The sequence below is a fragment of the Oerskovia enterophila genome (genome assembly GCF_044748475.1).
GTDB lineage: Bacteria > Actinomycetota > Actinomycetes > Actinomycetales > Cellulomonadaceae > Oerskovia > Oerskovia enterophila.
On the sequence record NZ_JBIVFZ010000001.1, the window covers coordinates 464779 to 485781 of the forward strand.

Consider the following 21003-nt stretch of genomic DNA (forward strand, 5'->3'; position numbering starts at 1 on the left):
TGCGGTTGCACCCTTGCTGCAACTTTCAGCAACGACTACAGTCTGGGTCAGCCGGCGTCGGGGAGCGCCCGGCTCGGGAGACCACGTGGAGCGCAGGGGCTCGGTCACCCGGCGGTGCGTACGCACGTCCGACTCCCCGGTCGACAAGGGAGTCCTCATGGCATCACCCCGCCCCAGGCGGTCGTCCAGACCGCGCCGCGCCACAGCGTCCCTCGCGGCGCTGTCCGTCGGGCTCACCGGGCTGACAGGCTTCACGGCCGTCGCCAACGCGGCGACCGGCCCCGCGGCAACCGCGACGGACGCAGCTCGCACCTTCGCGCTCGTCGGCAGCCTCCAGGACGAGGCCGGCTGCGCAGCCGACTGGGACCCGGCCTGCGCGGCGACCGAGCTCGCACCGACCGGCACCGACGGCCTCTACGCGGCCGACTTCACGGTGCCCGCGGGCACCTACGAGTACAAGGTCGCTGTGAACGATACGTGGGACGAGGCCTACGGCCTGAACGGCGGGGCGGACAACATCCCGCTCGTCGTCGGCGGTCCCACGACGCTGCGCTTCACGTTCGACGACGTCGCCAAGCGCGTCTCGCTCGCGCCCGTCGGGCTCGGGGGAGCCTACGACGAGGCGACCGACGCGCCGATCGTGACCCCGCCGGTCCGGCAGGCGGGCTCGGACGAGCAGTTCTACTTCGTCATGACCGACCGCTTCGCGGACGGCGACCCGACCAACAACGAGGCCGGCATCGAGGGTGGCGCGCTGCACTCGGGCTACGACCCCACGGACAAGGGTTTCTACCAGGGTGGCGACATCCAGGGCCTGCGCGACCAGCTCGACTACATCGACGGGCTCGGGACCACCGCGATCTGGCTGACCCCGTCGTTCAAGAACAACCCGGTCCAGGGCGAGGGGGAGAACGCCTCGGCGGGCTACCACGGCTACTGGGTCACCGACTTCACGCAGATCGACCCGCACCTCGGCACCAACGCCGAGCTCGAGGCACTGATCGACGAGGCCCACGCCAAGGGCATCAAGGTCTACTTCGACATCATCACCAACCACACGGCCGACCTGATCGACAACGAGCAGAAGCAGTACTCGTACGTCGACCAGGCGACCTCGCCGTACAAGGACGCCGCAGGCACCGCGTTCGACCCGGCCGACCACGCGGGCAAGGACACGTTCCCCGCGATGGACGCCGCGACGTCGTTCCCCTACACGCCCGTGGTGGCCGAGGACGCGAAGGACGCCAAGGTCCCCGCGTGGCTCAACGACACGACGCTCTACCACAACCGCGGCAACTCGACGTGGTCCGGCGAGTCCGTGACCTACGGCGACTTCGACGGCCTGGACGACCTCATGACCGAGAACCCGCGCGTCGTCGACGGGTTCGTCGACGTCTACCAGGGCTGGGTCGACCTCGGTATCGACGGCTTCCGCATCGACACGGTCAAGCACGTCAACTTCGAGTTCTGGGAGACCTGGACGACCGAGGTCCTCGACTACGCCCACTCGAAGGGCAAGGACGACTTCTTCATGTTCGGCGAGATCTACGACGCCGACGCCGCCAAGCTCTCGCCCTACGTGCGCAAGACGGACATGAACTCCGTTCTCGACTTCGCGTTCCAGTCCTCGGCCGCGAGCTTCGCGAGCGGCAACAGCGCCAAGGGGCTGTCCCAGCTCTTCGCGAGCGACGACATGTACACGACGCCAGACTCCTCGGCGTCGGCGCTGCCCACGTTCCTCGGCAACCACGACATGGGCCGCATCGGGTACCTGCTGCAGACCACGGGCGACGCGCAGCGTCGTGACGAGCTCGCGCACGACCTCATGTACCTCACGCGCGGCCAGCCGGTCGTCTACTACGGCGACGAGCAGGGCTTCGCGGGTGCGGGCGACGGCAAGGACAAGAACGCGCGGCAGTCGCTGTTCGCGACCCAGGTCGACGAGTACGCGGACCAGAAGCTGATCACGGGCGAGACCGCCGGCAGCCAGGACCGCTACGACACCACGTCGCCGCTCTACACCCACATCGCCGAGCTCTCCGCGCTGCGCTCCGAGAACCCGGCGCTCGCGCAGGGCGCCCAGATCGAGCGCTACACGGACTCGGGCGCGGGCGTCTACGCGTTCTCGCGCGTGGACCGCACCGAGAAGATCGAGCACCTCGTGGGGCTGAACAACTCGGCCGCGGCCAAGACGGTCAGCTTCACCACGCTCACGCCCGGCGCGACGTACGCGCCGCTCTACGGCGGCGGCGACGCGGTCACGGCCGGTACCGACGGCACCGTCTCGCTCACGGTCCCGGCCCTCGGCTCGGTCGTGCTCAAGGCGGACCGCACCGTGGGCGTCGAGTCCACGGGGGACGTCTCGGTGGCCGTACCGGCCGCGGGGGCGGGCCTCACCGGGGTCGCCCCGGTCGCCGCGGACGTCGACGACGCCGCGTGGTCCGAGACCAGCTTCGCCTGGCGCGTCGTCGGGTCGGACGAGTGGCAGGGTCTCGGCACGGCCGAGGACACCTCGCCGCGCGTCTTCCACGACGTGAGCGACCTGGCCAAGGGCACGCTCGTCGAGTACCGCGCCGTGACGGTCGACGCCGACGGCGACCGCGCCGCGGCCTCGACGTTCGCGAGCGTGGGCAACTCCGTGAGCGGTGACGAGGACGTCGAACCTCCGACGGACATCGACCTCGTGACGGTCGCCGGGAGCCACAACTCCGAGATGGGTTGCGCGGGCGACTGGGCCCCCGGCTGCGAGGCGGCCAAGCTCACCAAGCGTGCCGACGGCGTCTACGCGGGCACGTTCGACATCCCGGCGGGTACCTACGAGTACAAGGTCGCGATCAACGGGTCCTGGGACCTCAACTACGGTGTCGGCGGTGCGAAGGACGGTGCCAACGCGACGTACACGACCGCGGGTGGCCCCGTGACGTTCTACTGGGACCCGGTCTCGCACGACTTCTCGAGCACCGCGCAGGGCCCGATCGTCACGGTCGCGGGCTCGTTCCAGGACCAGCTCGGCTGCTCGGCCGCCTGGTCTCCGGACTGCCTGGGCTCGTGGCTCCGTGACCCTGACGGTGACGGGGTCTACACGCTCACGACGTCCGCGCTCGCCACGGGCGCGTATGAGGGCAAGGTCGCGCACGGTCTGAGCTGGGCCGAGAACTACGGCGTCGGCGGCGTCAAGGACGGTCAGAACTACTCGTTCAGCGCGTCCGAGGGCAAGTCCGTCACGTTCTCCTACGTCCTCGCGACGCACGTGCTCACGATCGAGGTCGCGGACCCGCCGCTGCCCGGGACGGGCCAGCAGGCCGCGCACTGGGTGGGCAAGGACCTGGTCGCCTGGCCGCGCGAGCTTCTCGCGGGTGCCGACCCGGCGACGCTGGGCTGGACGCTCCACACGGCGCCCACGGGCGGCCTGAGCGTCGCCGACGGCGCAGTAGTCGCCCCGGAGGGGGCGTCGACCCTGGGGTTGGCCTACGACCCGGCCGGCCTGCCCGACGACGTCGCGGCGGACTTCCCGGCCCTCGCCGACGCGGTGGCCCTGCGGGTCACGGACGCCGACGGCGAGCCGATCTCCGTGGACGCGGCGACCGCCGCGCTCACGGGGCAGCTCCTCCTCGCCCAGCGGGGCGGCACCGCGGCAGACGCTCCGCTCACCGCGGCGACCGGCGTCCAGCTCCCCGGAGTCCTGGACGACCTGTTCGCCGAGGGCGCCGCGGACCGTACGCTCGGTGCGAGCATCTACACCAACGGCAAGTGGGCGTCGTTCGCGCTGTGGGCACCCACGGCCAAGAAGGTCACGCTCCTCGCGTGGCCCGGTACCGGCGACGCCGCAGACCTGAAGAACGAGGACGCCCGGCGGTTCCCCGCCGAGCGTCAGTCGGACGGGACGTGGACGGTCGACGGCAAGGACGCCGACAAGAAGTTCGGCTGGGTCGGTGCTCGGTACCTCTACGAGGTCGAGGTCTTCGTCCCGTCGACCGGCAAGGTCGAGACCAACGTCGTGACCGACCCGTACTCGCTGGGGCTCACGCTCAACTCGACGCACTCGGTCGTCGTCGACCTCGACGCGAAGGACACCCAGCCGAAGGTCTGGAAGGACACGCCGGCTCCCGTCGTGGAGCGGGCCGTCGACCAGACGATCTACGAGCTGCACGTGCGGGACTTCTCGATCGCCGACACCACGGTGCCGGTGGCCAAGCGTGGTACCTACCTCGCGTTCGGTGAGAAGGCCTCGGCCGGCATGACGCACCTCGCCGAGCTGGCCGACGCCGGCCTGACGACGGTGCACCTGCTGCCGACGTTCGACATCGCGACGATTGAAGAGGACCGGGCAGAGCAGTCGGTGACCGGTGACCTGAGCGGCTTCGCCGCGGACGGCACCGAGCAGCAGGCGGCCGTGGCCGCGATCCAGGGCACGGACGGCTTCAACTGGGGCTACGACCCGCTGCACTTCTCGACGGCGGAGGGCTCGTACGCCGTCGACGCCGAGGGCTCGGCGCGTGCCGCGGAGTTCCGGACCATGGTCGGGTCCCTGCACCAGACCGGCCTCCAGGTCGTGCTCGACCAGGTGTTCAACCACACCGCGGCCAGCGGTCAGGACGCCAAGAGCGTCCTGGACAAGGTCGTACCCGGCTACTACCACCGTCAGGACACGACGACCGGCGCGGTCGAGACCAGCACGTGCTGCCAGAACCTCGCGACCGAGCACGCCATGACCGGCAAGCTCATGGTCGACTCGGTCGTCACGTGGGCCCGCGACTACAAGGTCGACGGCTTCCGCTTCGACCTCATGGGGCACCACTCGAAGCAGAACATGCTCGACGTCCGGGCCGCGCTCGACGAGCTCACGCTGACGAAGGACGGCGTGGACGGCAAGGCCGTGTACCTGTACGGCGAGGGCTGGAACTTCGGGGAGGTCGCCGACAACGCGCTGTTCGAGCAGGCCACGCAGGGCCAGCTCGGCGGCACGGGCATCGGGACGTTCTCCGACCGCCTGCGCGACGCGGTCCACGGCGGGTCTCCCGTCGACGGGGCCTCGACCTTCACGCAGGGGTTCGGCACGGGCCTCGCGACCGACCCGAACGGGCAGCCTGCCCGGGCGGGGGAGCCGGGGACCGTGAACGACGGCTCGGCCGACGAGCTCGCAGCGCTGGGCCACGAGACGGACCTGGTCCGCCTGGGCCTCGCGGGCAACCTGCGCAGCTTCACGTTCACGACGTCGACCGGCGAGGCGCTGCGCGGCGACCAGATCGACTACCGGGGTGCGCCCGCGGGCTACGCGGACTCGCCCGAGGAGATCATCAGCTACGTCGACGCGCACGACAACGAGACGCTGTTCGACCTGCTGACCCTCAAGCTGCCGGCGGACACGTCGATGGCCGACCGGGTGCGCATGAACAACGTCTCGCTCGCCACCACGGCCCTCTCGCAGACGCCTTCGCTGTGGCATGCGGGCACCGACCTGCTGCGTTCCAAGTCGCTCGACCGCAACAGCTACGACTCGGGCGACTGGTACAACGCGATCGACTGGACCGGGACCGACAACGGGTTCGGCAAGGGGCTGCCGCTCGAGGCCGACAACGGCGAGAAGTGGCCGCTCATGGCGCCCCTGCTCGCCAACCCTGCGCTCAAGCCCGGCGAGCAGGACATCGCGACGGCGTCGGCCGACGCGGCCGACCTGCTGCGGCTGCGCTCCTCGACGGACCTGTTCCGCCTGGGCAGCGCGGACCTCATCAACCAGAAGGTCACGTTCCCCGACGCGGGGACCGGCCAGACGCCCGGTGTGATCGTCATGAGCATCGACGACACGGTGGGCCCGGACACGGACAAGGAGCTCGACGGCGCGCTCGTCGTCTTCAACGCCTCGCCCGAGCCGGTCACGCAGACGGTCGCGGGGCTGGCGGGACGCGAGTACGCGCTCTCACCCGTCCAGGCCGACGGGGCCGACCCCGTCGTCAAGACGACCACGTGGGACACGGCGACCGGGACGGTCACCGTCCCGGCGCGCTCGGTCGCGGTGCTCGTCGAGCCGAGGGCCGGGAAGGTCGAGCTCACGACCTCGGCGCGCACCCAGTGCGTCGCGGGACGGGCGACCGTGACGGTCGTCGCGGTGAACGCGGGACCGGTCCCGGCCGCGGTCACGGTCGAGACGCCGTTCGGCACCAAGACCTTCACGGGGGTCCTGCCCGGCAAGAGCGCCCAGCAGACGTTCGCGACGCGTCAGGCGCAGATCCCCGCCGCGACGTCGAAGGTCACGGGCACGGCGACGATCGGCGGCAAGGAGGTCCGGACGGTCTACGACGTGTCGTACGGGGCACGCGACTGCTCCTAGCCTCCCCACAGATCCGCTGAGTGCGGAGTAGTTGCATCCCACGCCTGGCGTACGGTGCAACTGCTCCGCACTCAGCGGTGTCGCGCAGGTCAGACCGCGTCGAGACGCGCCCGGACCTCCGGGTCGAGGCCCAGGTCCGCCGCGCCGAGCAGCTCGTCGAGCTGGGCGAGGTTGCTGGGTCCGATCACGGGGATCACCGGCACGGGACCGCCGAGCAGCCATGCGAGCGCGACCTGGTTCGGCGTCGCGCCGACCTGCCGCGCGACCTCGTGCAGCACGCGCCGCCGCTCGAGCGAGGTCGGGTGCCCGTAGCCCTCCCACAGCTCCTTGTCGTCGCGCACCATGGCGCCCTGCAGGAGCGGGGAGTAGGCCGTGACCGCGAGCGGGGGGCGCTCGTCGCTCCCGGTCGAGCGCGCGTAGTCGAGCAGCTCGGGCGACGCCCAGTTGTGCCGGTCGGGGTCGGGAGTCGGGTAGAGGTAGCTCAGCTGCTCCTGGACCACCCCGTAGGGCGCGACCCCCTGCCGCAGCGCCTCCTCGCGCGCCTCGACCACGCGCCACAGCGCGACGTTCGAGATCCCCGAGATCCCCACGACCCCCTCGGCCTGGAGCTTGCCGAACGTCCCGACGGTCTCCGCGAGCGGGGTGTCGAGGTCGTCGACGTGCCCGTAGAGCACGTCCAGGTGGTCGACCCCGAGGTGTCGCAGACTCTCGTGCGCCTCCCAGGTGATCGTCTCCGCGGCCAGGCCCTGGTAGTTGGTCGGGGGAGTGCTGGACAGGGGCAGCGTGCGGTCCTTCTGGGCCGCGCCGAGCTTGGTCGCGATGCGGACCTGGTCGCGCACGCCGCGGCTCACGAGCCAGCGAGCGAGCAGGTCCTCGCTGTCGCGCCCGTGCCCTCCGGCCCAGAGGCTGTAGTTGTTGGCCGTGTCGAGGAAGGTCCCTCCGGCCTCGAGGTAGCGGTCGAGGATGGCGAACGAGGTCTCCTCGTCCGTCCTGGTGCCCATGAGCATGGTGCCGAGGCAGAGCGTGCTGACGTCGAACGACGTGCGGCCGTCGCCGAGGGTGCGGTAGCGCATCGTGGTCTCCCATGAGGGGTGCGGCGGGTTGACGCTCTCCACGCTAGGAGCCGAGCGGCCTGGGTGTACGGTCCATTGACATGGCATCGGACCAGACCAATCTGCCGCCCGGTCGCGCCCCGAGGACCACGGTCTCGCGGAGCACTGGCGCAGGCCCGACGGCGGCGCTCGCCTGGGAGACGATCCTCGACCTGGGCGACGGGCCGGAACCGCTCCACGCCCGGCTCGGCGCCGCGGTGCGGGTCGCCGTCCTCTCGGGAAGGGTCCCGCCCGGAGCAGCCCTGCCGCCGAGCCGGGTTCTCGCCGAGACGCTCGGCGTCTCGCGCTGGGTCGTGACCGAGGCCTACGGCCAGCTCGTCGCCGAGGGCTTCCTCGAGTCCCGGACCGGGTCGGGCACGAGGGTGCCGCTCGCGGCCGGGACCGCCCCTCCGCCGCGGGCCGCCGTGCAGGGGCCCGTCGAGCCCCACCGCCGTGCCGGCCGTCCCGACCTCCCGGGCGGCCTGGCCGATCCCCTGTCCGCAGCCGGCGCCGGGACGGGAGCAACGTCGTCGGGCGCGGAAGGCGTTCCCGTCCCACGAGCCCGCCTCGACCTGGCACCCGGCGTGCCCGACCTGCGGCACGTACCGCGCACGGCCTGGGTCCGCGCGCTGCGCGAAGCCCTCGCCGTGGCTCCCGACGCCGACCTCGCCGCGCCCGACCCGACCGGTCACCACACGACCCGGGCGGCGCTCGCGGCCTACCTCGCCCGCGCCCGGCACGTGCGGGCAGGGGCGGGCGACGTCGTCGTGACCCACGGCGCGGACGACGCGATGCGGCGGATCGCCGCCGCGCTGCACCGGGCAGGGCACCGGGCCCTCCTCGTCGAGGACCCGAGCTGGTCGCGTCTGCGCGAGACCGCCGCGGCCGCCGGGCTCACGCCCGTGCCCGTCCTGGTCGACGACGACGGGATCGACGTCGAGGCGCTCCTCGCCGCGTCGCGCCGGACCGGGGCGCGGGCCGCGCTCGTGACTCCCGCGCACCAGTTCCCCACGGGCTCCGCGCTCTCCCCGGGGCGCCGCGAGGCGCTCGTGCGCTGGGCGCGGGACGTCGACGGCGTGCTCGTCGAGGACGACTACGACGCCGAGTTCCGCTACGACCGGCGGCCCGTCGCGGCCGTGCAGGGGCTCGCGCCCGACCGTGTCATGCTCCTGGGCTCGCTCAGCAAGACGATGTCCCCCGGGTTCGGGCTGGGGTGGGCCGTCCTGCCGCCCGGGTGGCTCGGCAAGGTCGTCGACCGGGGAGGGGCCGGTCCGTCAACGATCGATCAGCTCACGCTCACCCGGTTCCTGGTCTCGGGAGCGTACGAGCGGCATCTGCGCGCCTCGCGGGGACGGTTCAGGCGCCGCCGCGAAGCGCTGGTCGCCGCGCTCGGTGCCGCGCTGCCGGGGGCGAACGTCACGGGGATCGCCGCGGGCATGCACGCCGTGGTCGAGCTCCCGCCAGGCGTCGTGGCCGCGGACGTGGTGCGCGAGGCGGCGCTGCGCGAGGTGTCGGTCGCGGCGATCGAGCGGTACCGGGCGACGGCCGCGCCCGCGCGCGAGGGCGAGCGCGACCGGCTCGTCGTCGGATACGGCAACCTCGCGGACGCCCGTGTCGAGGAGGCGGTGGCGCGGCTCGCGGCCGCGGTGCGGGCCGCGAGGCCCTAGGGTGCGTTCCCCCACAGACGATGACCTGCTCCACCGCTCGATGTACGTTCATCCCTGAACCCGCCCAAGGCGCGCCTACCCGGTAAGGCGCGTCCTGCCTGCAGCTGCTGAGGGTGGCTGCCCGTTCGAGCCGGGCCGGGTCCGAGAGGGGCCCTCGCGCTGCAGGCGTGATGGGCCCCTCGTCTCCCCTGCCTGGTAGCGTGCCGAGCCGTGACGACCGATCCCACCCCGAGCCCCGTGACCTTCCGGACCGCCCGCCGCGACGACCTCGCCCGCGTCGTCGAGCTCATCGCCGACGACGCGATCGCCGCCCGCCGCACGGGCGAGCTGGGGGACGAGCACCTCGCCGCCTTCGCCGCGATCGACGCGGACCCGAACAACGAGCTCGTCGTCGCCGACGTGGGCGGCGAGGTCATGGGGGTCATGCAGCTGACGTTCGTCCCGGGCATCTCGCGGCGCGGAGCGACCCGGCTGCTCGTCGAGGCCGTGCGGGTCGACTCGCGGCTGCGGGGCCAGGGGATCGGGCGCGCGATGATGGCGTGGGCGCACGAGCGCGGCCGTGAGCGCGGGGCGTCGCTCGCGCAGCTCACGTCCGACAAGGCGCGCGAGGACGCGCACCGGTTCTACCGCTCGCTGGGGTACGCGCAGTCGCACGAGGGGTTCAAGCTGCCGCTCTGAGGCAGCGGGCGGTGGGCGGCAGACGGCGGCTGCCGGACGAGTGTCCGCGCCCCCAGTGCCCGCGCGTGCCGGTCAGCGCAACGAGCCGCGCTCGTCCACCAGGTACGTCGGCGTGCCGAGGAACACGTCACGCGTCACCGGCCCGCAGGCGACGTTGACGGTGTCCTGCCAGTACGACCAGTCCTGCATCCCCGCGAGGCTCGAGAAGCGGTAGTTGATCTGCCAGCGCACCCACTCGCCCGGGGCGAGACGGACCGCGGGCGGCCGGCGTGGCCGAGGCGGGATCGCGTGCCACTCCGGGACGGGAACGAAGACGGTCAGCAGACCGTCGCGCACGCGCAGGGAGACCGTCTCCGCGGTCGCCGGACCGCCGATCGACTCGACCGGTCGAAAGCCGTGCTCCTCGTGCATCTCGACCGCGTGCACGAGGGGCGCCGACCCGGCCGGGAGCCGGAACGCGACGGGCGTCGCGTTCCGCACGGTCGCCGCGTCGCCGCCGCGCGAACGCTTGGTCCACCGGGTCGTGACGACCTGGAGCGTGGCCTGCGGGGGGATGGTCACGGGAGCCGCGCGGACCGGTCCGTCAGCGGAAGACGATCGTCCGGTGCCCGTCGAGCAGCACGCGGTGCTCGGCGTGCCAGCGCACGGCCCGTGCGAGCGTGCGGCGCTCGACGTCCTCGCCCAGCGCCACGAGGTCCTCGACGGCGCGCGAGTGGTCGACGCGCTCGACGTCCTGCTCGATGATCGGCCCCTCGTCGAGGTCGCCCGTGACGTAGTGCGACGTGGCGCCGATGAGCTTGACGCCGCGGTCGTGCGCCTGGGCGTAGGGGCGGGCGCCCTTGAAGCTCGGCAGGAACGAGTGGTGGATGTTGATGACCTGGCCCGACAGGTCCCGGCACAGGTCGTCCGAGAGGATCTGCATGTAGCGCGCGAGGACGACGAGCTCGACGTCGAGCTCGGCCACGAGCTCGCGCAGCCGGTCCTCGGCAGCGCCCTTGGTGTCGCGCGTGACGGGCACGTGGTGGAACGGCTTGCCGTAGAACGCGGCGATGTCCTCGAGGTCGCGGTGGTTGCCCACGACGCCCACGACCTCGATGGGCATGCCCTGCGAGCGCTCGCGGTAGAGCAGGTCGACGAGGCAGTGCGCGGCCTTGGAGACCATGACGAGCGTGCGCACGCGGCGCCCGACGACGTCGAGGTTCCAGGTCATGTCGAACGCCTCGATCACGGGCGCGAGCGCGGTCTCGAGCTCGTCGCGCGACGCGGTCGACTCGACCTGGACGCGCATGAAGAACAGCCCGGACAACGGGTCGCCGAACTGCTGCGACTCGGTGATGTTGCCGCCGTGCTCGGCGAGGGTCCCCGCGACGGCGTGCACGATCCCCGGACCGTCCGGGCAGGACAGCGTGAGGACCCAGTGGGTGGGCGTGGGCGCAGGAGCGCTCGACAGGGGAGTGCTGGACACGGTCCCAGGGTAGCCGCGATGGGGGCTGAGACGGGCACGGTTCCACCCGCGGACAAGCACGTCGGCCCTGCCGGGATCTGACACGATGGGACCATGACCGACACGCCGATGACCATGGACCTCGTCACGGACGAGCACGCGGGGGAGCTCCTCACGCTTCGCCGGGCAGCGTTCGTCACCGAGGCACAGCTCTACGGGGACCCCAACATCCCCCCGCTGACCCAGACGCTCGCGGAGCTCAAGACGGACCTGGCGACCCCGGGCGTCATCACGCTCGGTGCGTGGCAGGGGCCGCGCCTGGTCGGTTCGGTGCGCGTGGAGATCGAGGGCGGCAAGGCCACGCTCGGTCGCCTGGCGGTCGCCCCCGACCTGCAGGGCCGCGGGATCGGCACGCAGATGCTCTTCGCGGTGCTGCCGCACCTGCCCGAGGAGACCACGGAGATCTGGGTCTTCACGGGCAAGGACTCCAAGCAGAACCTCGAGCTCTACACGCGCCACGGCTACGAGGAGCAGTACGACAAGGCCGCGGGCGACCTCACCTACACGTACCTGCGCCGCATCCTGGGCGAGGCCGAGGCGCGCAACGCGAGCGACGCCGTCGGGCAGGACTGACCCACCGGTACGCACGAGGCGCGTCCCCCGACCTGGGGGACGCGCCTCGCTGCGTCCCGGCCGCGCACCGCGGCGGGTGCCCGACGGCGGAGCGCCCGCCGCGCGGGCACGTCCCGCGGTGCGCGGGACGGTTCGGGCGACGACGAACTCAGGGCGAGGCGACCCACCACTTCTGGTTGGCCGTCCCGGCACAGCCCCAGAGCTGGACGGGGGACCCGTCGGTCGTGCTGAAGTCGGTGACGTCGACGCACCTGTCCGCCTGCGGGTTGACCAGGTCGTTGCTCGCGGTGAGCACGAACTGCTGGGCAGGGTCGCCCGAGCACGGCGCGGTCTGGACCTTCGCGCCGTCCTCGCGCGCACCCCACGCGACGTCGAGGCAGCGCCCGAGCGTGCGGACCGTGCCGTCGGGCTCGAACGTCCACTGCTGGTGGGCGGCGTCCGAGCACGTGCGGACCTGGACCGGCACCCCCGGGGCGGCGTCTCCCCAGGGCAGCTCGAGGCACTTCCCGCCCAGCCCCACGAGCCGGCCCGTCGAGGCGACCGGCGCCGTCCCGGGTCCGTCGGTCTCGTCCCACGCGTAGGCCCGGACGTAGTCGACGACCATCTGCGCGGGCAGCGTCGTGCTCTCGTCGGGCGACCCGGGCCAGTCGCCGCCGATCGCGAGGTTGAGCAGCAGGAAGAACGGGTCGTCGAACACCCAGGCGCCGCCCCCGGTGTCGTCGGGGGTCTTGTGCGAGTACGCCGTGCCGTCGACGTACCAGGTGATCGCGTCGGGCCCCCAGTCGACCGTGAAGGTGTGGAAGTCGTCGGCGACCTGCTCGCCGCCGGAGAGCGTGAACGACTCGTGCACCGCGTCCGCTCCCGAGTACCCGGGACCGTGCAGGCTTCCCCACACCGTGCCCGGCTCCTTGCCGACGTTCTCCATGACGTCGATCTCGCCGCTCGCGGGCCAGGGCTCGGTCGTGAAGATGTCCTGCCCGAGCATCCAGAACGCGGGCCACGTGCCCTGCCCGCCCGGGATCTTGATCCGCGCCTCGAAGCGCCCGTGCTGCTGGGCGAAGCGGTCGGCCGTGATGAGGCGCGCCGACGTGTACTCGCAGCGACCGTAGTGGCACTGGTGGTCGGCCGGGTTCTCCCGACGGGCCGTGATGACGAGGTGCCCGGCGCCGTCGGTCGAGGCGTTGCTCGGGCTGTCGGTGTAGTACTGGCGCTCGTCGTTGCCCCAGCCGCTGCCTCCGGTCTCGAGGCGCCAGCGCGCAGGGTCCGGCGGGGCGCCGGGAGCGCCGTCGAACTCGTCCGACCACGTCAGGGGGCCGGGCGGTGCGCCCATGGTCGGGGCGGCGCTCGCGGTCCGGGCGGCGGGGGGCCCGACGGCCGCGGCCCCGAGCGTGCCGAGGACCGCGAGCGCGATCACGACCGTGAACAGGCGGCTGGGGTGCGTGGACCGGTGCATGGTCACTCCTCGCAGGTCGAGACGTCCTCGGCGTAGCGCAGCCACGACGGGAGGTCGGCGACGAACGCGTCGCGCACGTCGGTGGCACCCGCCGCGCGCCAGTCGACGTCGTCGTCGATCTCGATCTCGTACTTGTCCCACTCGAACCAGTTGACCATCTTGAGCTGCGGGAACCGCTCGTGGGTCTCGGGCGAGAAGACCTGGCGCCACCAGGCGCGCTTGATGTCGAGCTCGGCCGCACCGCCGCGCGAGGGCGTGTAGATCGCCGCGGTCTCGGGCACCGCGACCGGGTGGCCGTGCTCGACGCCGTACACGGTGTAGAAGTCCGGGACGGCGGCGTCGTCCCCGGCCGTGCCGACGTACGTGCCCGTCAGCATCGCGAGGAACTTGCCGTCCTCGGGGACCTCGTTGTTGCCCCACGGGCGCTGGTTGCCCCAGTGGTAGAGCGAGACCCCGACCCAGTCCACGGCGTCGTCCCCCGGGAAGTACGGGAGGTAGCTGTCGTCGGCCATGGTGACCGTGCCGTCGCCGTCGGTGTCGAGCGCCGCGTAGTCGGCCGACCCGGGGAGCGCGGCGAACTGCCCGCCCGTGAAGGGATAGCCGCCCCCGTAGTTGGGGGCCCACATCATGGCCGTACCCGGTGCCTGGTCGTGGACCGCCGCGGCGACCCGCCGGAACGTCTCGACGTACGCCGTGGGCTGCTGGCCCCACGCGTACCACGAGCCGTTCATCTCGTGCGCGAACCGCAGCACGACCGCGACCCCCTGCTGGTTGACCTCGCGCAGGTCGTGGGCGAGCGTCGCGATCACCTCGTCGCTCATGGCGGCGAGCCCCGCGTGCGGCTCGAGGGTCAGCAGCAGCACGCCGCCGTTGGCCTTCATCTGGGTGACCGCGCTGACCGTGTGCTCCCAGGTCGCGCGGTCGTAGGGGACGTCGGAGAACTGGACCGCGACGGCCGGGGCGTGACCCAGGTACGTCCGGTGCTCCTCGAGCGTCTCGGACGCCCAGTCGAGATTGACCCCGAGCAGGGTGCCGTCGGCCGGGACGACCTGTGCGGCGTCGGCCGTGCACGTCTCGGGGGCGGGAGGCGCCGTGTCCTCGGCCGGACCCGCGACCGCGAAGCCCGCGCCGACCGCTCCCACGCCCAGGAACATGATCATGACGGGCGTCACGAGGCCGGGCCGACGCCTGCGACCGCCGGTGCCCGGGAGGTAGAACGTCATCAGGAGGCCCGGGAGGCGAGGAGACCTCGAGCCTCGTCGTGACCGCCGTAGACGCGCGCCACGGCATCGAGGCCCAGGGCCGTGAAGGCGTGCTGGACGGCGGTCGAGGCGCCGAAGATCCGCAGATCCCCGCCGCGCGAGCGGACCACGCGCAACAGGTCCAGCAGGCCGGCGATCCCGGACGGCGAGACGCCGTCGACCCCCGAGACGTCGAGGAGGACGAGCACCGGGCCGTCGGCGACAGCCGTGGCGACAGGGCCGCGCAGGGACAGGACGGCGGCGGCGTCGAGCCGACCGCCGGACGGGAGGTCGATGCTCGTGACGGGGTGGGTCAGGGTGAGGTCGGGTGCGCTGACGATGGTGGCCATGGCGAGCTCCTGGGTACGTGGCGGACGGTGAGGTCGAGCGGGAGATCCGTCGGGTCGAGGAGGGAGGAGAGCTCAGCGCCGTTGCTGTCGTTGCTGTCGAGCCCGTCGCTCACGGCCTGGGCCGCGAGGAGCGCGACGGACGGGGGAGTGGGGTCCACGACGGAGTCGCCGGGCCCGGTGTACCGCGCTGCGCGCAGCGCGGCGGACAGGAGGGCGAGGTCGACCGCGACCCAGCCCAGGGTCAGGTAGGTCGCCGGGGCCGAGGCCTCGCCGACGAGCATGCGGGCGACCCCGACCGCGGAGGCCACGATCAGGACGACCGCGGCCACGACCTGGGGGAGCACGTGCCGGTAGCCCGTGCCCGTCGCCTGCTTGGTCTTGGACGTGACCGAGAACGCGACGTGCCGCCCGAGGAACACCGCCGACGCGCCGGAGAGCGTCGCCGCGATCCAGGTGGGGAACAGCGCGAACGACATCTGCTGCCCGCGCCACAGCCCGCGGCTGCCCCTGCCGGAGAGCTGGAAGAGGAGCTGGCAGGCCACGAAGAACGGGATGAAGTGGAGGAAGAACAACGTGGGGTCGGCGTGCAGCGGGAAGATCCCGGCCGTCAGGAACAGCACCGGCGCCGAGAGGTAGACCAGGGCGGCGAAGCCGCTCAGGTAGCTCGTCATGGTGCCCAGGTACATGAGCCGCTGGGCGAGCGTGAGCCCGCGGACCATGAGCGGGTTGTCGCGGAAGAAGACCTGCATCGACCCGGTCGCCCAGCGCAGGCGCTGCGAGAGCGCGGTGCCCACGTCCTCGGGTGCGAGACCGCGGACCAGCACCTCGTGGTGGTAGACGCTCGTCCAGCCCATCGCGTGCAGGTGCATGGCCGTGGCCATGTCCTCGGTGATGGTCGTCGTGTCGAGCGGGTTGATGGTCAAGGCCTGGTCGGTGCGGGCGACGTCGACCAGCTCGAGGACGCCGTCGAGCTCGCCCAGCAGCTCTCCCGCGACGTCCTCGGGGAGAGCGGGGGTTGGCGCGAGCGCGGCGGTGAAGGCCGAGCGCAGCTCCGAGGTGATCTCGGTCAGGACGTCGCCCCGGCGGAACTGCCCTTCGGCCCGGCGGACCGCGGCTAGCGCCTGCTCGGCCACGGGCATGGCCGTGGGCTCACGGACCGCGAGCTGGCTCAGGAGGTCCTGGAGGCGAGACCGGCCGGCCCGCAGCGCGGCCCGCATGCTGCCGCGCGCGTCCCGGCTGAACCGGGTCAGCCCGAGCGCCATGAGCGCCTCGCGCCGCAGGACCGCGTTCGACCCGCAGAAGAACGCGGCCCCCCACCCGTCCTTGCCCTGCTGGATGGGGCCGTAGAAGAGCTCGGCCTGGGTGCCCAGGGGGTCGCTCGGGGGGACGTTCCAGAAATGCTGGGGTGTCTGGACGAACGCGACCTCCTCGTCGTCGAAGTACCCCAGGACGCGGTCGATGAACCGCGGCTCGGGGACCTGGTCGGCGTCGAGGATCGCGACGAGGTCGCCGCTCGTGCGGAACAGCGCGTTGTTGACGTTGCCCGCCTTGGCGAAGCGGGGACGCCCCTCCCACTCGGGGCCGCGGGTGATGTAACCGATCCCCACGCGCGAGGCCGCGACCTCGAGCTCGGACCGGTTGCCGTCGTCGAGGATCCACGTCGTGTGCGGGTACGTCATGTCCCGGGCGGCGATCGCGGTGCGCAGCACCAGGTCCACGGGCTCGTTGTAGGTCGTGACGAACACGTCGACGCTCAGGCCTTCGGGAGCCGGGGGAGCCGGCGCGCGACGCCTCGCGTTCCACATGGTCAGGGCATAGAGGACGGTCTCGCCGAGGCTGTACGTCTCGGCCAGGACAAGGGGGACCGCGATCCACCAGGCGTCCCAGGCCACGGTCCCCGACCACCGCCACCCGATGTAGACGAGTCCGAACGCCACCGCGACCACGGCCAGGAGCCGTACCGCTGCGAGCCTGCTGCTTCCCATGCGTACCTCCGCCGGACGACGAGACCAGGTCGGGTCGTCGTGCGACGCAGGACGCGCACGGCGGCTCGAGAGCGGCGGCGGCGATGACGTCGGGACGGGCAGAGACACCCCTGCGTGCCTGTCACGACGACGGGTGGTCCGGTGCGTCCGGGCCTCCTGCGGTGTCGTGCTCCGAACGTAGGGGCAACGGTGGCCGGCACGGAAGCACCTCGGTGCGCCTTTCGTAGCGGATGTCCGTTATGCGTCCACATCTCCACAGGTCGGCAACCCGGTGGTAACGCCCCGTCACGCGGGCTGACGTCCCGTTCACGGGGGTGTCACGTGCGGCGCACGCGGTCGCGAGGCGTCCGTGCGCCTCGCGCGCCCTGCGCGGCGTGCGCGCCCTGCACCGCCAGCACGGCCCGACGGCGCCACGCACGTCGCGGCGAGCGGTCCGGTGGGTCGGGGGGCGGGCGGGAACGAGGGGGCCGGCGGGGGGAAACACCGGGCGGAGCAGCGCTCAGAGGCCCGGGCGCCCTGGTCGCCGGGCGCTGCGCGGCGCCGTGCTCTCAGGCCAGGCGGGCGCTGCGGCGCGGGGTCGTCATGGCGCCCGTGATCGCGGCGATGATCTCCTCGTAGCTCGTGCCCGGTCCCGAGAAGCTGCCGTTGTTGCGCCCGTGGCGCAGCACCTCGATCCGGTCCGCGACCGCGCGCACGTCGGTCATGTTGTGGCTGATGAGGATCACGGCGTGGCCCAGGTCGCGCAGGCGCTCGATGTGGGTCAGGACCTCGGCCGTCTGCGACACCGACAGCGAGGCCGTGGGCTCGTCGAGCACCACGATGCGCGGGTCCCCGAGGAGCGTGCGGGCGATCGCGACGCTCTGGCGCTGCCCACCCGACAGGTCGGAGACGAGCGTGCGCACCGAGGGGATGCGGGACGTGAGGTCGCGCAGGATGCGCCGCGCGTTCTCCTCCATCGCGGCCTCGTCGAGCCGCGGACCCTTGTGGAGCTCTCGCCCGAGGTACAGGTTCGAGACCACGTCGAGGTTGTCGCACAGCGCGAGGTCCTGGAAGACGGTCGCGATGCCCAGCGCGTGCGCCGCGGCCGGGGACGGGATGGTGACCGGGACGCCGTCGGACTCGATGATGCCCGCGTCCGGGGTCAGCACGCCCGCGATGACCTTGGCGAGCGTCGACTTGCCCGCGGCGTTGTCGCCCACGAGCGCGACGACCTCGCCTCGTCGCACCTCGAGGTCGATGCCTTCGAGCGCGCGGACCGCGCCGAAGGACTTGTCGATGCCGTGCAACGACAGTGCGGGGAGGGCGGAGGTGCTGCTCACGTCGTGTCACCTGTTCGTGCTCGGGCGCCCGAGGGCGTCGGGGGGCCGACCACGTCGTCGTGGTGCGGCGGTCGTGCGGTCCCGCGCGGCGCGCGGGTCGTCGTCGGTCGGGTGGTGGGACTCATCCGGTCGCCCCCGACCGGCTCGTGCCACCGGGGTCCGGAGGCGTCGACAGCCCGACCGGGCCCGGGGCGCCGGGAGCCAGGCGGACGTCGCTCGCGACGTCGGTCGACTGGAGCGCGAGCGCGAGCGCACCCATGACCTCGGCCTGAGGGCCGAGCTCGCTCAGCACGACCTCGACGGGCGCGATCGTGTTGGGCACGAGGTGCCGGCGGACGGCGTCGCGCAGGGGGCCCGCGAGGATCTCGCCGGTCTCGGCGAGCTCGCCCCCCACGACGATGACCTGCGGGTTCATGGCGCTCGCGAGCGTGGCGACCGCGATGCCGATGCGGTCGCCCGCGTCGGCCACGACGCGGCTGCAGCCCGGGTCGCCGGCCAGCGCCCGGGAGATGACGTCGCGCAGCGTGAGGTCGCCGTGGCTCGAGCGCAGCAGGGCGAGGAGCGCGTCGGAGCCGACGATCGTCTCGAGGCACCCGCGGTTGCCGCAGCGGCAGATGGGACCCGCGGGGTCGACCTGGACGTGCCCGATCTCGCCGGCCGTGCCCGCGTAGCCGCGGTGGACGTTCCCGTTGATCACGACCCCCGCCCCGGTCCCGTACGAGACCCGGACGAACACGGAGTCGCGGACGGCCCGGGCCGCGCCGAGCTCGGCCTCGGCGAGCGCTGCGAGGTTCGCGTCGTTGTCCACCACGACGGGGCGGGCGAGCCGCTTGGACATGACCTGGCCGACGTGCAGGTCGTCCCAGCCGCGCATGATGCCGCGCACCGAGATCATCCCGGTCGAGATGTCGACCGGGGCGGGCAGGGCCATGCCGACCGTGAGGAGCTCGTCGGTCGAGGCACCGACGCGTTCGAGGAGGTCCATGACGAGGAGCGCGGCGCGGTCCAGGCCCGTGTCGACGCGGTGGTCGACGGGCAGGGGCATCTGCTGCTCGGCCACGATCGTGCGGCCGAAGTCTCCGAGCGCGACCTTGAGGTGGCGGTGGCCGAACTGGATGCCGGCCACGAGACCGAGCTGGCGCGCGAGGGTCACCTTGAGGGCGCGACGCCCGGAGCGCGAGGTGGGTCGGGTGTCGACGACCCCTGCCTGGGTCAGCTCCTTGACGATGGTCGAGACCGTCGCCGTCGAGAGTCCCGTCGCTTCGGCGAGCTCGACCTGGGTGAGCCCGCCGTAGCGCTTCACCGCATCCACGATGCGTGTTCGGTTCGCTTCTCGGAGTGAGGTCTGCGAGCCGGGCGTGGACCGGTCGTTGTTCACAGGAAGGAGCGTACACGCTCCCGAGGGCCGCAGAAGTGAGGCAGGACGGGGATTCTGCGGGTGCCCAGGGGTGGTACCGCTTGCACCGTGAGTTCGAGTCTCGAACACAATTAGGTCACGAACTGATTACTGCGCTTGACGCTCGAACTCAAGGGTGGCTAGTTTCACTGCAGTGCCGACCGAGGCCACGCGGATTCCCTCCGCGGCTCGGAGGCATCCCGGGTCTCACAGCTGAGGCCCGCCCCCTGGTTCGAAGACGAAAGGGAATGACGATGACGTCTATGCGCAAGGCGGTCGCCGCAGCTGCCGGGATGACGCTGCTGTTCGGTGCTCTCACGGCCTGCAGCTCGGAGCGTGCGGGAGAAGAGTCCGGTGGTGGCGAGACGGGGACCGACACGCCCCTGATCGGTATCGCGATGCCCACCCGCAGCCTCGAGCGGTGGAACAACGACGGCGCCCACCTCGAGGAGCTCCTCGGCGGCGCGGGCTACGAGACCACGCTCCAGTACGCGGACAACAAGGTCGACCAGCAGATCACGCAGCTGCAGAACATGATCAACCAGGGTGCGGACGTCCTCGTCATCGCCTCGATCGACGGCACGGCCCTGGGCCCCGTCCTCGACGCCGCGGCCAAGGAGGAGATCCCGGTCATCGCCTACGACCGTCTGATCAACGACTCCGAGCACGTCGACTACTACGCGACGTTCGACAACGAGAAGGTCGGCACGCTCCAGGGCGAGTTCATCGCCGAGCAGCTCGGTCTGGCCGGCGGCGCCGGCCCGTTCAACCTCGAGCCCTTCGCCGGGTCGCCCGACGACAACAACGCCCGCTTCTTCTTCAAGGGAGCCTGGGACGTCCTGAGCCCATACGTCGAGAAGGGCCAGCTCGTCGTCCCCTCGGGCAAGGCGCCCGCCACGGTCGACGACTGGACCACGATCGGCATCCAGGGCTGGGAGTCCGCCAAGGCCCAGTCCGAGATGGAGAACCGTCTCAACTCGTTCTACACCGACAAGAAGGTCGACGTCGTCCTGTCGCCCAACGACTCGCTCGCGCTCGGCATCGAGCAGGCGCTCGAGGGCGGCGGCTACACCCCGGGCGACGCCTGGCCGCTCGTCACGGGTCAGGACGCCGACGAGGCCAACGTCAAGAACATGCTCGCGGGCAAGCAGGCGATGACGGTCTGGAAGGACACCCGCACGCTCGGTGACCAGGTCGCCACCATGGTCCAGCAGATCATCGACGGCGAGGAGGTCGAGGTCAACGACACCACGACCTACGACAACGGCGTGAAGGTCGTGCCGTCGTACCTGCTCGACCCGCAGGTCGTCACGCCGGACAACGTCCAGTCGTCGCTCGTCGACTCCGGCTTCTACACGGCCGAGAAGCTCGGCCTCTGACCGGTCCGCGCCGTGCCCGGCCCCGGGACCCACGTCCGG

Annotated in this window: 14 protein-coding genes; 5 read left to right on the forward strand and 9 right to left on the reverse strand. The window is 72.1% G+C overall.

Annotation, left to right across the window (positions count from 1 at the left end):
- Nucleotides 1-157: 157 nt before the first annotated feature.
- A complete protein-coding gene (gene pulA, locus ACIPWA_RS02020) occupies nt 158-6328 on the forward strand; it encodes a pullulanase-type alpha-1,6-glucosidase (protein ID WP_400287878.1) in 6171 nt (2056 codons plus the stop codon).
- An 89-nt stretch (nt 6329-6417) separates the two neighbouring features.
- Here the strand turns inward: pulA and ACIPWA_RS02025 are convergent, their stop codons facing one another.
- Nucleotides 6418-7401 (reverse strand): aldo/keto reductase, encoded by a 984-nt coding sequence (locus ACIPWA_RS02025; protein WP_400287879.1) that lies wholly within the window; start codon nt 7399-7401, stop codon nt 6418-6420.
- A gap of 80 nt (nt 7402-7481) precedes the next feature.
- On the opposite strand from ACIPWA_RS02025, the gene pdxR reads away from it, so the two are divergent.
- The gene (pdxR, locus tag ACIPWA_RS02030; RefSeq protein WP_400287880.1) at nt 7482-9086 is read left to right on the forward strand and encodes a MocR-like pyridoxine biosynthesis transcription factor PdxR; all 1605 of its coding nucleotides are present in this window, start codon (nt 7482-7484) and stop codon (nt 9084-9086) included.
- Between the two features lie 210 nt (nt 9087-9296).
- Nucleotides 9297-9764 (forward strand): GNAT family N-acetyltransferase, encoded by a 468-nt coding sequence (locus ACIPWA_RS02035; protein ID WP_400287881.1) that lies wholly within the window; start codon nt 9297-9299, stop codon nt 9762-9764.
- Between the two features lie 72 nt (nt 9765-9836).
- On the opposite strand, the gene ACIPWA_RS02040 is transcribed toward ACIPWA_RS02035, so the two are convergent.
- A complete protein-coding gene (locus ACIPWA_RS02040; protein WP_400287882.1) occupies nt 9837-10325 on the reverse strand; it encodes a hypothetical protein in 489 nt (162 codons plus the stop codon).
- Between the two features lie 22 nt (nt 10326-10347).
- Nucleotides 10348-11229, reverse strand: a complete 882-nt coding sequence (gene purU / locus ACIPWA_RS02045) for a formyltetrahydrofolate deformylase (RefSeq protein ID WP_056647638.1) — start codon at nt 11227-11229, stop codon at nt 10348-10350.
- A gap of 93 nt (nt 11230-11322) precedes the next feature.
- On the opposite strand from purU, the gene ACIPWA_RS02050 reads away from it, so the two are divergent.
- Complete coding sequence (locus tag ACIPWA_RS02050) at nt 11323-11841, forward strand: GNAT family N-acetyltransferase (RefSeq protein ID WP_036571229.1); 519 nt, start codon at nt 11323-11325, stop codon at nt 11839-11841.
- 148 nt (nt 11842-11989) lie between these two features.
- On the opposite strand, the gene ACIPWA_RS02055 is transcribed toward ACIPWA_RS02050, so the two are convergent.
- The 6 genes from ACIPWA_RS02055 to ACIPWA_RS02080 all read right to left on the reverse strand — a co-directional run bounded on the left by ACIPWA_RS02055 (nt 11990) and on the right by ACIPWA_RS02080 (nt 19567).
- Nucleotides 11990-13294 (reverse strand): family 16 glycosylhydrolase, encoded by a 1305-nt coding sequence (locus ACIPWA_RS02055; RefSeq protein WP_400287883.1) that lies wholly within the window; start codon nt 13292-13294, stop codon nt 11990-11992.
- 2 nt (nt 13295-13296) lie between these two features.
- Nucleotides 13297-14517, reverse strand: a complete 1221-nt coding sequence (locus ACIPWA_RS02060; RefSeq protein WP_400287884.1) for a glycoside hydrolase family 26 protein — start codon at nt 14515-14517, stop codon at nt 13297-13299.
- Nucleotides 14517-14885 carry an STAS domain-containing protein gene (locus ACIPWA_RS02065; RefSeq protein WP_068627251.1) on the reverse strand — a complete coding sequence of 123 codons (369 nt, stop codon included), beginning with the start codon at nt 14883-14885 and terminating at the stop codon, nt 14517-14519. The genes ACIPWA_RS02060 and ACIPWA_RS02065 overlap by 1 nt, the downstream gene beginning before the upstream one ends.
- Nucleotides 14849-16870: a glycosyltransferase family 2 protein gene (locus ACIPWA_RS02070; RefSeq protein ID WP_400287885.1), complete on the reverse strand. Its 2022-nt coding sequence runs from the start codon at nt 16868-16870 to the stop codon at nt 14849-14851. The genes ACIPWA_RS02065 and ACIPWA_RS02070 overlap by 37 nt, the downstream gene beginning before the upstream one ends.
- A 548-nt stretch (nt 16871-17418) precedes the next feature.
- Nucleotides 17419-18189, reverse strand: a complete 771-nt coding sequence (locus tag ACIPWA_RS02075) for an ATP-binding cassette domain-containing protein (RefSeq protein ID WP_056647650.1) — start codon at nt 18187-18189, stop codon at nt 17419-17421.
- Between the two features lie 121 nt (nt 18190-18310).
- A complete protein-coding gene (locus tag ACIPWA_RS02080) occupies nt 18311-19567 on the reverse strand; it encodes an ROK family transcriptional regulator (protein ID WP_082608618.1) in 1257 nt (418 codons plus the stop codon).
- Between the two features lie 272 nt (nt 19568-19839).
- Between ACIPWA_RS02080 and chvE the strand changes: the two genes are divergently transcribed.
- Nucleotides 19840-20964, forward strand: coding sequence for a multiple monosaccharide ABC transporter substrate-binding protein (gene chvE / locus ACIPWA_RS02085; RefSeq protein WP_082608647.1), 1125 nt, complete (start codon nt 19840-19842; stop codon nt 20962-20964).
- Nucleotides 20965-21003: the final 39 nt, after the last annotated feature.